The 17127-nt window shown below is 45.5% G+C and carries 10 protein-coding genes; 5 read left to right on the top strand and 5 right to left on the bottom strand.

The genetic code is table 11. The features are described 5' to 3' along the window. Positions 1-342 precede the first annotated feature (342 nt). Positions 343-1095 carry a hypothetical protein gene (locus R3D00_13035; protein ID MEZ4774101.1) on the top strand — a complete coding sequence of 251 codons (753 nt, stop codon included), beginning with the start codon at positions 343-345 and terminating at the stop codon, positions 1093-1095. A gap of 84 nt (positions 1096-1179) precedes the next feature. Further along, on the top strand, positions 1180-2196 hold the full coding sequence (locus R3D00_13030; protein ID MEZ4774100.1) for an alpha/beta hydrolase: 1017 nt from the start codon (positions 1180-1182) through the stop codon (positions 2194-2196). A 244-nt stretch (positions 2197-2440) separates the two neighbouring features. Here the strand turns inward: R3D00_13030 and R3D00_13025 are convergent, their stop codons facing one another. The 4 genes from R3D00_13025 to rpsO form a co-directional block, all read right to left on the bottom strand. Beyond that, complete coding sequence (locus R3D00_13025) at positions 2441-4186, bottom strand: SBBP repeat-containing protein (GenBank protein MEZ4774099.1); 1746 nt, start codon at positions 4184-4186, stop codon at positions 2441-2443. Between the two features lie 16 nt (positions 4187-4202). After that, positions 4203-6617 (bottom strand): hypothetical protein, encoded by a 2415-nt coding sequence (locus R3D00_13020; GenBank protein ID MEZ4774098.1) that lies wholly within the window; start codon positions 6615-6617, stop codon positions 4203-4205. 183 nt (positions 6618-6800) lie between these two features. Then, positions 6801-9035, bottom strand: coding sequence for a polyribonucleotide nucleotidyltransferase (gene pnp, locus R3D00_13015; GenBank protein ID MEZ4774097.1), 2235 nt, complete (start codon positions 9033-9035; stop codon positions 6801-6803). A 53-nt stretch (positions 9036-9088) separates the two neighbouring features. Continuing rightward, positions 9089-9364 (bottom strand): 30S ribosomal protein S15, encoded by a 276-nt coding sequence (rpsO, locus tag R3D00_13010; GenBank protein MEZ4774096.1) that lies wholly within the window; start codon positions 9362-9364, stop codon positions 9089-9091. A 179-nt stretch (positions 9365-9543) separates the two neighbouring features. On the opposite strand from rpsO, the gene R3D00_13005 reads away from it, so the two are divergent. Together R3D00_13005 and R3D00_13000 are read left to right on the top strand one after the other, a co-directional pair. Next, positions 9544-10545 (top strand): AAA family ATPase, encoded by a 1002-nt coding sequence (locus R3D00_13005; protein ID MEZ4774095.1) that lies wholly within the window; start codon positions 9544-9546, stop codon positions 10543-10545. A gap of 124 nt (positions 10546-10669) precedes the next feature. Continuing rightward, the gene (locus R3D00_13000; GenBank protein MEZ4774094.1) at positions 10670-13018 is read left to right on the top strand and encodes a T9SS type A sorting domain-containing protein; all 2349 of its coding nucleotides are present in this window, start codon (positions 10670-10672) and stop codon (positions 13016-13018) included. A gap of 21 nt (positions 13019-13039) precedes the next feature. Here the strand turns inward: R3D00_13000 and R3D00_12995 are convergent, their stop codons facing one another. Beyond that, entirely contained in the window at positions 13040-14545 is a 1506-nt protein-coding gene (locus R3D00_12995; GenBank protein ID MEZ4774093.1) for a glycosyltransferase family 39 protein, read from the bottom strand. A gap of 159 nt (positions 14546-14704) precedes the next feature. Between R3D00_12995 and R3D00_12990 the strand changes: the two genes are divergently transcribed. Continuing rightward, positions 14705-17056: a T9SS type A sorting domain-containing protein gene (locus tag R3D00_12990; protein ID MEZ4774092.1), complete on the top strand. Its 2352-nt coding sequence runs from the start codon at positions 14705-14707 to the stop codon at positions 17054-17056. The last annotated feature ends 71 nt before the right edge of the window (positions 17057-17127 follow it).

Here is a 17127-nt window from a genome sequence, read left to right as displayed (position 1 = left end):
ATCCAATTGCTAATTTACTAAAAACTAATTCGAAAACCTACTGAATAGAATCAAATCTATACTTAAAAGAAAGTGGTATGCGAACCAGCCGAGAATAAAATAACCACGAATTCCCCTTATGGGATCTTGCGACACGAATATGGATCGAATACAATCAAACTTTTCGCAAACCACTTTTCGATCAGTAAATCTATGTAGTGATGGCATATTCGAGGGAATATTGCCATATTGAGTATCGATTTTTCTATCAATAGTCCACTATGAAAATCCTTTCGTGGAATTGCAATTTCCGGGGCGTTCTTCTCAAAATACCACTAAAAAGGCTTTTATCCAGAGATGCTTATGTATTTTAAATACTTTTTTTCTACTCTGCTAATTATATGGGGCATACTTTCAGGATTTATCAAGCTCTTCCATGAAGGTCTTCATTTTCCATTTTTAACCATTCTCACTGCTGCTTCGATTATAGCAGGAATCGCCAGATACAAACATGCAAATAGTCTATTTGTATTCACCGGATGGGCTTGGATGGTTTTCAATTTTGAATTGATTGGATTTATCATCTTTTTTGACCCAGGCAATTATGGCAGAATGATCATGCCTATTATGCCTTTAGTAGTAGCTCTATTGCTCGTTTTGTTCACACCAACAACAGAACAGGTAAATCGTTTTGTCTGGGAAAAAGTTCTGGTATTCTTTTCCAGTATGCTCATTGGAATTGGATCATATGTTTACAAACCAAGAATTGAAACCGTAAACTGTTGGTATGATTTTACCCATGAGTACCATTATACAGTAATATTTACAGAATCTCCACAAAAAACGCTAGAGGTTGAGTTATCTTTTGAGATGCTAAAAAAGCAGGTAAAACAGGAAGGTCTCCAATATGAAGGAAGACCAGGTTATTATTGCCCGGAGACCGAGGTGAGAGTAATAACCAGTTTTTCAAAAATTGTTTCAGCAGAAATCCTTTCATTTAGAAATACAGACACTTTTAAAAAAATTAGATTCTCGGGTCCCACATCCATCCCTTTAAGCCAGGTAGTGGGTGATATAGACATTCTCAAACCTTCCTATATGAGTATTTGGGATTGACCGGAAAAATTCCGCATCCTCTACAAAAACTCAGACCATATCTGAAAATATAAAACTGTAAGCCCCAGCCTACTCCCGGCAAAAATGACCAGAAAAAAAATTTCCCTTTTAATCCTACTTTCCACCGCACTGTTTCTTTTCGGATCCCTGCTTATCCCGAAAAAATACCCGGTACCTGTTTTTGAAGAAAGGGAAGGGACACAATATTGGGAATTATCCACCGGCTCTCACATCGGGTATATAAAAATTGAGGCAGAGGGGCCCAACCGCAAAAGTCCGGTAATATACCTGCACGGTGGCCCGGGAGGAATGATCACAGACGCAGTAATCGAAACCTTAAAACCGCTGGCAAAACAAGGTCATGACCTGTATTTCTACGATCAGGCAGGCAGCGGCCATTCCGCCAGATTAGCGGATATAGGTGAATATTCCGTAAAAAGACATCAAACCGACTTAAAGGAGATCGTCTCCAGGATAACGGAAAAAAAAGTCATCCTGATTGGGCATTCGTGGGGAGCCGTGTTAGCTATCAATTATCTTCAGGACTTCGATTCAACAGTGGAAAAAATAATTTTATCCGGACCGGGACACATACTGCCCGTCAATCAGGATTTGGTCGGGGAAATTAGTCCTGACAGTTTATCTCTCAGAGAACCCGCATATTCCAATGCCGAAGCAAATAAAAAAGCCTATAACTGGCGAAGTAAATTCATTTTATTGTGGGCCCATCTCTTTCATTCAAAATTAGCTTCAGATAAGGAAGCAGATAATTTTTTCACCTACCTCAACCAGAAGCTCAGCAAGTCCACAGACTGTGAAATTCGCGAGCATCAGGCGATAGGCGGCGGCGGCTATTACAGTCATGTCATGACCGTAAATAGCTTCCGGAATGTTGAAAACAAAAGAGAACGGTTGAAGCAACTAACCACACCTGTACTCATATTACGAGGACAATGCGACAATCAGAAATGGGGATTCACCAAAGAATATTTAGACCTGTTTCCACATTCACAACTGAAAGTAATAGAAGATGCGGGACACGATATTATCAGCAGGAAAGGAATGGCGTATTTTACCCTGATCAGGGATTTTATTGAATAGGAGAGCGACACTTCAGGATATAAAGCCAAAATTCTATACCGCAAGCCTGAATCGGGGGAAACACATAGGAACATAGGTGAATTTTACCCATGTTTTCACAATTCTGGGCACTTTGTTATGAACAGAAGCTTTAAACCCAAAAGCCGGGCAGCAAGGGGTGTTCCCCTACTACCCGGTTATCTGTTGTTTAATCAACCTAAAACCTGTCTATGAGCGTAACTTTATCTTTCGGATCGTTATCAGTCTATCGAACCATCAGCTTCTGAATGGTGCGCTTCGAATCCTTCCGGATATCCACAATATACATTCCGCCGGGAAGCGCGGTAACGTCTATGGGGGTTTCCACGTCGAAAAGCCGGGTCTTTTGTATCACTTTGCCCTGCGTATCCATGAGGGTGAGATAGGTATCGGGGGTGATCGGCGCGGGTACGTTTACCACAAACTGATCAGAGGTTGGATTGGGAAAAACCATTGCCCCCAGATCATTGGTCAGCCCGGAAATCCGCAGCGCGCCCTGATACAGCTTCTGAATAAAAATATCAGACTTGGCAGGCGTTAAATTATAGACCCCATTCGGATCAAAATTGACCACATTCTGAAACCTTCCTACGGAATAAATGGATTTCCCGTCCACCGTAAAATCCTGAATATTTTCCCATGAGTTGGATGAGGATCCACCAAAATTTTTGGCCCAGATAAATTCTCCGTATGGGGTCAATTTAAGCAAAAACACATCAAGGCTACCGTTGGTTGACAATATCGAAGTACCGGGACCAGGATTAAAATCGGGGCTCCCTCTGAAATACCCCGTTACAAACACATCACCCGAAGCATCCAGTTTGATACAGCTACCTGCTTCGGTGTCGTAAAAAGAACCCATTTGTTTTGCCCAGATAAAATTGCCCGAAGGATCAAGTTTGGCCACAAATATATCCGAACTGCCAGCCGAAGTCAGGCGGATATTGTCAAAAGCGGTGGTTCGCATAAAACTACCGGTAACATAGGAGTTTCCGCTGGCATCGGCAAAGATTGCATTTGCTATATGATAGTCAAATAAAGGGTAGTCATTATTCCCAATCGTTTTCACCCACAAAAATTCACCTTCTGCATTTAGCTTTAACACAAATCCCACCTGCGTTTCTGAGGTAATTAAATGGGTGGCCACAGAGTCAGGGTCAAAGTCAACACCTCCTTTAAGCATTCCTGCAATAAAGATATTACCGGCTCCATCGAGGGATATAGACTTGGGCCAAACCCTCGATCCGGGTATGGTATCTGTGGCAATTTGTTTGGCCCAGACAAACTCACCGTCTGTATTAAGTTTGGAAATATAACCATCATATGCCCCTCCCGGCAGGTTATAAACACCTGTTTCGCTCGGGTCAAAGTCTTTGGTACCCAAAAAACGACCGGTTGTCAGCACGTTGCCACTGGCATCGAGTACCATAGAAGGGCCCTCTTCAGCCATATTATTTGCGCCAGCTTCAAAACCATACGCCCATCTTACCGCCCACAAAAGCGCACCGGAAGAATCGAGTTTCTGTACATAAACATTATTCCCGCTATTGAGATAACTCAATTTATAGGTTACCGCAGGATCGGGGTCAAAATCCACATTACTCCCGCCAAAATAACCTGCTGTAACAATATTACCTGAAGCATCCAGCGCAATATTAGCACCGACCACAGTATGCCCTCCAGAAGCTGACCCGTAAGTCAGTACCTTTTCCAGATTACCTGCGGGATCCATTTTCAGCAAAAATGCCTCACCCCCACTGGTCGCAGTATAAAGCAGGGTATCGGGACCGGGATCAAAATCCACCGTAGCATCAAACTGTCCGGTGACATATAACATGCCCGAAGCATCGGTAGTCACAGCCAGGGCGCGGTCAATAGATACTCCGCCGATTTGTTTTACCCAGGCAAGATTTTGGGCGTGCAATTGTATGAATACACCTACGAGTGCACTGAGAATTAATATATTTTTCATCGGATTTTCAGATTAATTATTGAGAAACAACTACTGTAACCTTTGCCGTGCCGGAAGCAGTTGCCATAGAATGCGAACAGGAGTTGCAGCTACCCCAGGAGAAAGTACCGTAAATTCCAACCAGGTAATCTTCGCCAACGGTTGTCTGATCAGGGAATACGTAGGTCATATAATCCCTTACATGTTTTTCGGTACCTGTTACATACCAGGAGTCGTTGTAGGTAGGATAATTCTGATTTGCCAGTCCGGTAACATTCACCGCATACGAAATGGCATTTTCCATTTTGGATACATACACACCGGTACCCGTGTAGTGCCAGAGATTACCCGAAGCATCGGTTCTATCACTGTGGTAGGCCTGAGGAGAGGTGTAATATACAATGGTTTTTGTGTCATTGCTGACTTCCACTTTACCCTTAACGATTTCCCGCAAAGTCCAGGTGGTCTCCGATCCAAATCTGAAGTAAATATGGGCAGTAAAGGTTTCTTCACCCGATTTGACATCTTCATCTGTTGCCGTGTAGTAGATAGAATTGCCGCTGGTAGTCAACTGAGTAGTATTGTCTCCAATATACCCATATGCCCCGGCAGTACTCCATTCCACTTTGTAGTGGACAAATTCTGACTGGACAATCGGGTCAGTACCGTCGGCATTCAGCAAATATAATTTAACTTTGGCTACGCCTCTTTTGGGCGAAAGAACGGCATCATCGGGAAGCATTTTCACAACCAGTTTTTTTACATTAATTTCTGCCGTGTCCTGTCCTATTTCCCGCTTACTGCCTGCACCTACAATATAGGCTGTTACATATACCCTTTCGATATTGTCGGTTTCCGGCGCTACTTTGCCATAATAGATCATCGTTGTACCTGTTGTTGTCGCCGTTGTCATTTCCTGCCCTCCGTTTTTGAATACGCCATAAGCGCCGGTGGTTGTCCAGACATATTCCAGCGTTTCACCGGCTGCGAGGTCAGCCTTGGTACTTACAGTCAGGGTATGATTGGTGAGGATTCCGACCTTGGAGCTTTTAGGTGAAATCGTAACGTCATTGTCTTTGCTGATGACCGTCCACTCATCGATATAATTGCAATTCAGGTGTATTTTTCCATAAAGGTCATTGAGGCCGTAGGAGATTTCCTCACTTTCTGTCCCATGAATTACCTTTTCAGTGAAATTCAAAACATTCTGGTTGTACTCTTCAATTCCTTCCAGATCTGCCTCAGCCTGCACCGCATTGCCGGAGGTAATGTTGCGAAGAGATTGTAAAAGGGTATTATACAGCGATTCGAGTTTGTAGGAATCCCACAATACTGTCGTCCGGAAATCTTTGAGGCTTTCTACATATTCACCGTCTTTTACCAGCGCCATGGTACTGGGTTTTACATAACTTTTGACCTGGTCTATGTATGGTTGAATCCGGTTTAAGTTGTTGGGCATAAGCAGTTCCAGGCTACTGGTCTGGTTGAGGTTGTCGAGCATAATGGGAAGCAACAGGTCTGCGGCAAAAAATTCGACCCACAATTCTTCCAGCTTCGCCTGTTCGGCAGTATTGGGGGTAGCGGTAATGGATTCATCTCCTCCCGGGCCCACAATACGGACTTTCCAGGTAGAATTTTTTTCATAGCTTTCCAGTGCAAGTGACTGAGGGCCGGAGACAGATGCGCCCAATACAGGTAGCTGGCTGGTGGGAGTAGTACTCGGAATGATTTCAGGGATTGGGGTATAAACTGTATTGGTCAGGTCTTTGTAAGACATTTTGTAAAAAAATGCATGTGCTCTTCTTTGATAGACATTGCCAATCTCCACGCTCTGATCGTCGCCACTGCGCGGTCTCACAGTAAGACCACTTTTGGTAGGATCGGGATCTTCAATCACAATCTGTTTGCCGCGAATGTCAATTACAGGTTTGTAGGTGATTTCGTTCACGGTTCCGATATACAAATCCAGGTATTTTTCTTCAGAAATCATTAGTGGTGAAGCCACAAACAGCTTCTCCAGTTCCGCCACAAATCCGGGAAACTGTGTGTAGGCAGGGATTTTCTTTATCTGCGCCACTCTTACCGAATCCAGTATAGTGTAAGGCAGTTGAAGGCCATAATACAACATTGCCTGAGCAGTAGTGGTCATGGATATTTCCTTGTTTTCATCAGAAATGATGCTGGCCATCATGATCTTACCCGCTTCATTGAGGAGATATATCACTTCATAAGTACCCGGATTATACCGGACAGAAGCTTTGCCCTTTGCATTCACACTTGATTTTTTTGACAAAGAGAACACACTTGTGGTGCTAAGATCCAGGCTTGAACCCGAGGGCAAAACAACCTGCACGTCGGTATAAGAAAAATCGTCAGGCTGAGGTTTGGGATCGTCCTTTTTACAGGCGGCAAAAAGCACAATCAGGAATAGTAACAGAGGTAGCGCTTTCATTTTACGGATGCTTTTCATAATTTTTTTGTCATTAACAGGCCTGTGGTTTTTCAGGCTCTGATAGCTATGAAAATTCCGTACAAAAGGTTAACGTCCAGGTTTAATCAAATCCTGTAGCTTTTGACAAAAAGAAAAAGCCGGAAGGAAAATCCTTCCGGCTATATCAACATTTTTTTTCAAAGTCTAGTCTCTGCGACGGTTTTGGTTCCGGTCGCGGTCGTTTCTGGGGCGGTCGCGGTCATTGCGGGGAGGACGACGGTCGCCACCGCGGTCTCTGTCGTATCCACCGCCATCTTCGTCTCCGTTTTCAGGGCCTCCGGGAAGGAGTGCCTTATGGCTCAGCCTGAATTTGCCGGATTTTTTGTCCACACCAACCAGTTTGATATCAATTTCATCGCCTACTTTGAAAAGACCTTCCATAGAGTTGAGTCTTTCGTGGGAGATTTCAGAGATATGAAGCAGTCCTTCTTTTCCAGGGAGGAATTCGACAAAAGCGCCATAATCCATAATGGTTTTCACTTTCGCTTTAAACACCTCACCAACGGTCGGAACCATAATCAGCGCGCGGATCTGGCGAACAGCCGCTTCGATGCTATCTGCATTATCGGCAGAAATTGTCGCGGTACCGATGGCATTTTCGCCTTCTTCGAGATTAATGGTAGTACCAGAGGTACGCTGGATTTCCTGAATGATTTTTCCACCGGGACCAATGACTGTTCCAAAGAATTCGTGAGGAACTTCCATCGTAAAGAACCGGGGAGCAAACCTGGACATTTCTGGACGGGTTTCGGGAAGTGCTTTAAGCATTTCTCCGAGGATATGCATACGCCCGCCTTTGGATTGTTCGAGCGCTTTTTCAATGATTTCGTAGGAAAGGCCGCGGATTTTGATGTCCATCTGACAAGCAGTAAGACCTTCAGCTGTTCCGGTAACTTTGAAGTCCATGTCTCCAAGGAAATCTTCATCACCCAGGATATCCGACAGAACGGCAAAACCATCTTCTGTAGTGATGAGTCCCATGGCGATACCCGAAACGGGGCGGGTAATCTCAATACCTGCGTCCATCAGTGCGAGTGTACCCCCGCAAACGGAAGCCATCGAACTCGAGCCATTGGATTCAAGGATATTGGAAACAACCCGGATGGTGTAGGGAATATCCGTAGGAATCATCGGTTTCAACGCTCTTTCGGCGAGATTACCGTGGCCAATTTCGCGGCGGGCAGGTCCGCGGTTGGGTTTTACTTCACCCGTTGAAAAACCGGGGAATACATACTGAAGCATAAACTTCTTGGAGCCCCGGAAAGTGGCGGTATCGATGGTTTGTTCGTCGAGTTTGGTACCCAGTGTAACGGTACAAAGAGACTGCGTTTCACCACGGGTGAATACTGCAGAGCCGTGAGTACGGGGCAGATAGCTCGTTTCAATCCAGATCGGACGAATCTGATCAGGTTTTCTCCCATCAAGACGAAGACCTTTTTTTACAATGGTGCTGCGCACGATATCCTTCTGAATATCTTTAAAGTAGAGTTTCAGGTAGGTATCGAGGTAAGGCAGCTCGGCATATTTTTCTTTCAAAGATTCCACCATGGAATCTTTCACTTTCTTCAGTTTTTCGGCACGTTCTTCTTTACCAAATCCCCCTTCAGCGACTTCCAGAACGGTCGATTCGATGTGTGCCCTGATATCAGCGTAGAGTTCTTTGTTTTCAGGCAGGGTTTCGTATTCGCGGGTCGGTTTACCGACTGCTTCACGAAGTTCCTTCTGAATACCATTGAGCGAGCGGATCACGTCATGGGCAAATTTCAAAGCCTCGAGCATAACCGATTCGCTGACTTCTTTCATTTCGCCTTCCACCATATTGATGGAATCATCCGTAGCGGCAACCATGAGATCCAGATCACAGTCTTCCATTTCCTGGAAGGTAGGATTGATGATAAACTCACCATTTTTTCTGGCTACACGTACTTCACTTACCGGGTCAGCGAAAGGAATATCAGAGACACAAAGCGCAGCAGAAGCCGCCACGCAAGCCAGTGCATCCGGCTGTTCTTTGGAATCAGATGAAAGTAACTCCACCATTACCTGCGTATCGCCATGATAATCATCGGGGAAAAGCGGTCTTAACGCCCGGTCTATCAGCCGGGAAGTCAGGATTTCGTTTTCGCCCATCCTTCCGTCACGCTTAAAGAAGCCACCCGGGAAACGACCCGAGGCGGAAAATTTTTCCATATAATCGACAGACAACGGAAGGAAGTCGGTCTCAGGGTTGATCTCTCTGCGCGCGACAACAGTAGCAAGTAGCATGGTTTCCCCACAACGCAAAATAACCGCACCATCTGCCTGTTTGGCTAATGCTCCGGTTTCAATCGAAATCTCTCTCCCGTCTGGGAGTGTAGTGGATTTCCTGGTTACATTCATCTTAATTTATGATATCGTTCGTATGTTCACAGAATAAATAAAAAAATTGGGAATTACTTCCGAATTCCCAATTCTTTGATCACTGCCCGATATCTTTCGATGTCGGAAGCTTTGAGGTAATCCAACTGTCTCCGGCGCTTACCTACCAGTCTCTGGAGGCCCATCCGGGTAGAATTATCCTTCTTATTTACTTTTAAATGCTCAGTAAGGTGTTGTATTCTATAAGTAAACAACGCGATCTGTGCTTCAGGAGAGCCCGTGTCTTTTTCTGTTTGACTGTGGCTGTATTTCTTAAAAATCTCCTGCTTCAATTCTTGATATAAATACATCTAACCTAATGATTTAATGGATTGATTTTTGAACATGCAAATATAAAGGATTAATTTTGGAGAAACAAATCATTGACAAACCTTTAGTTTTTAACACAACATTAACAAATCAACGGTTCGTTATTCCTTGAATTTATCCTATTTTTGCCCGGCAAAAACCGTTCGATAAACCATTTGACATGAGTGAATTACAAACCACGGATATCAAAGCGCTCAACGAGAAGATCAAAGAGAAAAGTGCATTCATAGACTTGCTCAACATTGAGGTGCGCAAAGCCATCGTAGGGCAAAGTTATATGATTGAACGTCTCCTTTTGGGACTTCTCTCCGGCGGGCACATCCTGCTTGAAGGTGTCCCCGGACTGGCCAAAACACTGGCTATCAAAACTTTGGCCACCGCAGTTGATGCCAAATTCAGTCGTGTGCAGTTTACCCCTGACCTCCTGCCTGCCGACGTTGTCGGTACGATGATCTACAACCAGAAAACGCTGGAATTTACCGTAAAAAAAGGGCCTGTCTTCGCCAATTTTGTACTGGCTGATGAGATCAACCGATCTCCCGCCAAAGTGCAAAGTGCCCTCCTCGAAGCCATGCAGGAAAAGCAGGTAACCATCGGTGAAAGTACTTTCAGCATAGAAAGACCCTTTCTCGTTCTGGCTACCCAAAACCCGATTGAACAGGAAGGTACTTATCCCCTCCCTGAAGCACAGGTGGATCGCTTTATGCTGAAATGCGTCATTGACTACCCCTCCAAGGAAGAGGAAAGACTCATCATGCGGCAAAATGTAAATCAGGAATCCTACTCCATTCGCCCCGTTGTAAGTCTCTCGGATATCCTTGATGCGCAAAAAGCTGTCAGGGAAGTGTACATGGATGAAAAAATCGAACAGTATATCCTCGATATTGTATTTGCAACCCGTACACCGGCAGACTATAACCTCAAACAACTCAGCCCGTTGATGAACTACGGCGGCTCTCCGAGGGCTTCGATCAATCTCGCCCTTGCAGCTAAAGCCTTTGCTTTTGTCAAACACAGAGGTTATGTCATTCCGGAAGACGTAAGGGCCATCTGCTCAGATGTTCTCAGACACCGTATCGGACTGACCTATGAAGCCGAAGCAGAAAATGTTACCACTGAACAAATCATTACCCGTATCCTCGATGTAGTGGAAGTGCCCTAACAGAGCTCCTTCATATTCCTTCAAAAAAACCGGAATTTTTGTAAGATACCGGCTTTAATAGAAGTGTCCGCTTACTCCATATTTACGTACTTTACGTATAATGTATTATTATACGTGCGTTCTTATGGAAAAAGCTCTACCAGGAAAATTTGAAACCTCAGCACCTGTTACAATCAGATACGTATCGGTAGCAGGGATACTCATTCTGGCCCTAACGCTACTGAGTCTTACCCTTACTGTCAATATCTCCGGTGTCGTCAATGATTATGCTGCAGTAACAGCCATTCATACCTGGTCTGTAGAGGTTTCTGATGCTTCTGCTTTCAGTGAGGGAGATAAAATCCTTCTTATTCAGATGAAAGGGGCCATTATTTCAGAAGAAGATAATGCCACGTATGGTGATATTCAAAGTTTTGGGAATGCCGGGAATTACGAATTTCATACCATCGATGCAATATCAGGTACGACCATTTCCTTTCACGAAATTATCTGCAGCGATTTTACGGTAGAAGATCTTGTCCAGATTGTACGGGTTCCGGTATATGACGATGTCACCGTAAGTGGTGTACTTTATGCTGCTCAGTGGAATGGCACTACCGGCGGAATTCTGGCACTCGAAGCGACAGGTACCCTCACATTAAATGCCAATATCGATGTAAGGGATGCCGGATTTAATGGGGGAGATAGAAATGGTTCTGCGCACACCGGAGGGCTCACTTATATCTGTGCCTTTAACTCCGGTCAGGGGGGTATCAAAGGCGAAGGAATTACGGAAATCTTGCAGGATGCCTGCCGGGGAAAACTCGCCAATGGTGGCGGTGGCGGCAATGACCACAACGGCGGTGGGGGCGGTGGGGCAAACTACGGCTCCGGTGGCGTCGGCGGGCACGGCTGGAAGTCCAATACGGCAGGAAATCTCAGCGATCTTGATAAAGGCGGACGTGGCGGTGAAGGGCTTTCAGAATTATACGAACTCGGTATACCCAAGCTGTTTCTTGGCGGAGGTGGGGGCGGTGGACATCAAAACAACGGTGCCGCACTTGCCGCAAGTAACGGGGCTGGAATTGTCATTATCATTGCCCCTGTGCTGAATATCGCCAGTCCGGTCACGATCATGGCCAACGCAATGGATGCCACGGATGTATATGTCAATGACGGGGCAGGTGGCGGCGGTGCGGGGGGGGCCGTACTGTTTGATGTGGAAACATTTATATCTCCCGGGAATCTCGATATTGATGTAAGCGGAGGAGATGGCGCCAGCGTCATCACCCGCGACCAGCACGGGCCCGGCGGAGGCGGCGCGGGCGGCTATGTAAATGCCAACCATCCCCTGTCAGAAGATATTGACATCAACCTCGAAGGCGGAGCCGCAGGATTGTTTATTTCTACTACCAATCCCTCCAACCCGCTCTCCAATACTTCACATGGTGCTGCCAAAGGAGAAGATGGCAGCCTGGTGGAAAATCTTGTGCTTCAAACCTGTTCATTTCCCCCCATTCTGGATCTCGACAAGAATGAAAGCGGGTATGACTTCAGTACTTCCATGGTCATTCATGCGGGGAGTGTCTCAATAGCAGATTCTTCCAAAGACCAAATCTCAGACGATGATAACCTGAATATGTTCCTCGCAGTCATCGTGCTGGAAAATGCTCTCGATGGAGAAGATGAGGGTCTGTTGCTCCCGGGCTCACTGCCTGCCGGACTTTCAGCTAATATATCTGCCGACAATTATACCATTACAATTACCGGAGAAGGTACCATCCGGGATTATGAAAAAGCGATTTCTATGGTCCGGTATTTTAACAATTCGGCCTCACCCGATATGTCTCAGCGGCAAGTCAGTGTATTCGTAAATGACGGAGGTGCCGAAAGTAACACGGCCTTTACCTATATCACACTTACCGATGTTCTTTTGGAAATTAAATGGACCTTTTTCACCGTGAGTCAACAGGCTGGTGATTTTCTCCTCGAATGGCAGCTTTCCAGTCCTGTAAATAACCCCTGCTTTGAAGTGCTGAGAAGTATTGATGGGGTGATTTTTGAAAAATTGACGGACATCAGCTATGCCAAATATCTTCCAGAAAGAAAGAGTTGGCTGGTACGCGACAATACGCTTTCTGAATCCGATATCCATATGGTATATTATCAGGTTTCCTGCCATTCCGATAATGGGTTTTATATAAGCAGCCCCATCGTGGGTCTTACTTATCAGGCCAACCGAAGTATGAAAATCGAGGGGTTCCAGGACCGGGAAAATAGCCAGCTTATAGTCCAGTATTCTGCCGGGAAAAGCGAAAAATACAGTTTATCCGTCACAGACTTAAGAGGAAACACCATGTGGTACAATCAATACTTCGGACAGACTTTGTCAGGAAAAATCTACCTCAATATTGCAACATGGACGCCGGGAATCTATTTCGTAGGTATTGAATCTGAAGGAACACGCAAAACTCAAAAAATCATGATCCGATGACTACTTACCGGCCATTCACATTCAGGGGTTTATGAGAATTTCGGACTGAAGTTCCAGCAATTCACAACCTTCTTTTCCTGACAAAGGACGAACAATAAAATGCTCCTTCAGGTAGCGTATCACCTCCGGCTGGCAAGCCATGATCATCTCTCCTACCCTTGCCTCACTGACCGATTTTTCCCGGGAAATCTCAAATCCTTTTTCGTTGCGCGTCAACTGGTAAAACAAAGCATGTGTGCTGTGCCCTTCGTGTAGAATGGTGTATTTTTTTAGTTCCGGAATTTGTTTCTCCACCTGCTTGACCAGATAGCCGTAACGTTCACCCGGATAATCAATGTCGTGAGGCTGATACACCTTTTTCATCACTGCAAAGCCGGGGGTAAAGAAAAAAGTAAATACAAACAATCCCGCCCAAATACTCTGCATCAGCACCCCTGACTTTTCCATCCAGTTTTTCCCACCTTCATACAAACGGTACAAACCAAAACCGACCAGCATAGCCATCAAAGGATAAAGCGTTGCATCATACCACTCCAGTTTGGTTTTGGAGAATGAAATCACCAGCAACCAGCTCATTGCTCCGAAAAAAACCAGACTCCCGTAGCGGGAAAGCGATCCGGATTTGGGCTGGAAAATCAGAAAAATTCCCACTGGTAAAAAAAATAGCCAGGGTAGATATTTATGTGTATAAAGCCTTGCCGCAAACCAGTAAAACGGCCACAGATGTCCATCTCTGGTTGTCAGATAATGGCCGCCCAGCTCACCTTTCCACATCCCTTTAAGGAAACCAGGATAATCAACTTCTCTATACAAGTAATATCCGCCAATGATTACCAGATAAAGCCCCAGGGCCTTCCATGTTCTGCGGTCCCGAAGTACTGGCAACAGTTGTCGTTGAGTAATCAGCCAGAAAATCATTCCCGGAACTAAAAAAAGCCCTGCCACACTTTTTGTAAGGGTTGCCGCAACAATAGCTCCGGTAAAAATCCATAAATGGCGGGCGTACTGGCGGTCGTATTTCAAAAAGCGGTATAAATAGGTAATCGCCAGCCACCCCAACGCAGCCAATGGCGCATCATGATCACCCGTACGGCTGACATGCACATGAACAAATCCCCAGGAAGTCAGAAGTACCAAACCACTGAAAATGCCAAAAGTAAATTCGCCCGTTTCCTGGCGGCTGAAGCGAAGCATAAAAAACAGCAGTGCCGCGATACTTAACGCTACCGGAATCCGAAGTGCCAGCTCATTGTATCCAAATATATGATAACTGATAGCCTGAATCAGACTGAAGAATGGCGGCTTGGTATTAGTTGCAGAAGGGCCATCAGGAAACTCACTAAAATTATTCAGGTATTGACCGTCATGCGCAATCCGAAATGCCCTTAAAGCAAACAACGATTCGTCAAAGTTTTTTAAAGGTTGCGAGCCTAAATGAAGAAAAAGCGGAAAATAAGCCACAATAGCAAAAATCATTACCGGTAACCAGGTATGAAGCGCCGCCTTATTTTTTAGAGGATTATTCATTTTTTGCTTAGATGCAGCGGTAAAGATAGGAAAATGATGACTGGCGAGACAAGGTGAATTGCAAATCCTGCAAAATCTTACAAAAGTTAGGTCAACCAGTTGATTTGACAATTAAATAGTTTATGCATTATAATATTTGCCTAACATAATTTTCATAAAATGACAAAGCATAAACTAACCCAAAGAACCGGCTTATCGCTCAACAACCGGTTTGTAAAGGTACTGGCAACAGGTCTTGTACTCGCAGGAATTCTCATGGTAACCGATTCTGGATCCACAAGTATTTCAGGAGTAATTAACACGTACGCAGCAGTTACGGCTATTGGCACACAAACTATAACCGTATCCAGCTCCAGCGGATTTAGCACGGGAGACAAAATCCTGCTGATTCAGATGAAAGGTGCGATAATCTCGGAAGCCGATGACGCCAGTTATGGCAATATCAGCAATTTTGGCAATGCGGGAAATTATGAATTTCACACCATCGCAAATAAAAGCAGTAAGACATTTACACTTGCTGAGCCCATATGCGGGGATTACACCGTCAGCGACCTGGTGCAGGTAGTGCGCGTTCCTGTATATTCAGATGTAACCGTTTCCGGAACGTTGAGGGCATCTGACTGGGATGGTACGAAAGGTGGTATTCTGGCGCTGGAAGCTACAGGTACTTTGAAGCTGAAATCAGACTTAGACGTGCGAACAAATGGCTTCAGAGGCGGTGATCTCAACGGCAGCGCTCATACAGGCGGTTTGACTTATATCTGTGCGTTTAATTCGGGAGAAGGAGGAATAAAGGGGGAAGGCATCACTGAAATCGCTCAGGCTGCCTGCCGGGGAAAACTCGCCAATGGCGGTGGGGGTGGCAATGACCACAATGGCGGCGGTGGTGGCGGCGGTAACTATGGATCGGGCGGTATTGGCGGACATGGATGGAAGTCAAATACCCCGGGAAATCTCTCCGATTTAGACAAAGGCGGACGTGGAGGCGCCGGGCTTGCCGATTCTTATAACTCAGGCATACCCAAACTTTTCCTCGGCGGCGGCGGCGGCGGCGGCCATCAAAACAATGGTGCATCCGTACCCGCAGCGAATGGTGCCGGCATTGTAATCATTATTGCCAATACAATAAATGTAGATAGAACCGTCACCATCAAAGCCAATGCCCTTGACGCTACAGATGTAGAGGTAAACGACGGCGCAGGAGGTGGTGGCGCAGGGGGTAGTGTGTTACTTGATGTACAAAATTTTTCCAACTCCAACAGGCTCTCCATTGATGTGAGTGGTGGGGAAGGAGCAAGTGTAATTACCAGAGATCAGCACGGTCCGGGTGGTGGCGGTGCCGGCGGTTATATAAACACAACCCACTCATTGCCAAATGATGTTACGATATCGCTGACAGGAGGAATTCCCGGCTTGTTTATTTCTGACGGAAATCCATCCAACCCCAATCACAATACGCCACACGGCGCAACTGCCGGGCAGGATGGGGCGATTATCGGCAATCTCGTGCTCCAAACCTGTTCGGCCCCTCCGGTCATAGACCTGGATAATGGCAGTGCCGGAGAAGATTTTGATACCCTCCATGTATTACAAAGAGTGCCAACCCTTATCACCAACCCATCCAAACTGGATATTGAAGATTCCGATGATATAGCTATGGAGATTGCTATTATCGAAATCAATAACGTGCTGAACGATACAAGTGAAAAACTCGGCATTATAGGTGATCTTCCATCGGGCATTACAGCCACACTCTCATCTGACAAACATACCCTCACACTTCAGGGCTCTGCGCCAATCAGTGATTATCTCACAGCGATTTCCAAAATCAGTTATGTCAATACCTCCACGAATCCGGATAAATCGCCCCGAATGATATCGATCTACGTCAATGACGGAGGTGCAGAAAGTAATACAGCCAATATTACGCTCAACTTCCTTGATGGTACATTCCCGGTTGAATGGCTGGGCTTTACGGCAGAAAACCGAAATGGCAGCAATTATCTGGAATGGCACACTGCCAGAGAACAAAACAGCGACTTCTTTGAGATTCAGCGCTCAGGAGATGGCAATGATTTCAAACCATTGGAAAGGGTAAAAGCCGCAGGGTTTTCAGATAAGGTAAAATCCTATAGCTATACCGACAAAAAGCCCGCTTCAGCAGGTAGTTCAACGATATACTACCGTCTGCGCCAGGTAGATTTTGACGGCGCGCAGGACTACAGCACGATTGTCGAGATCAGCATGACAGGGGCAACCGGTAATGCACTGAAAGCGTTTCCCAACCCGGCAACAGATCAGGTAACCATTGAGGCCAGTCATTCTTCGGGCACTTCGGCCAATATCAGCGTTGTCGATATGCAAGGGCGCACGATTTGGACCCAGCCGATCAGTGCCAATGAGCCTGTTTCCACCCTTCAGATAAATGTATCAGACTGGTCACCAGGTACTTATATTATCAGACTGCAGGGACAAGGAGCGCCCGTTACACAGAAACTGATTGTGAGGTAACGAGTTCAAACAACCTTTTTCTTTAATGGAAACTACGTTGAAAACTAAAATCTGTACCCTTGCTTTCCTTT

The sequence above is a fragment of the Bacteroidia bacterium genome, assembly GCA_041391665.1.
Lineage (GTDB): Bacteria > Bacteroidota > Bacteroidia > J057 > J057 > JAGQVA01.
Note: the sequence above shows the minus strand (reverse complement) of the source record. Positions and strands in the feature narration are given on the sequence as shown.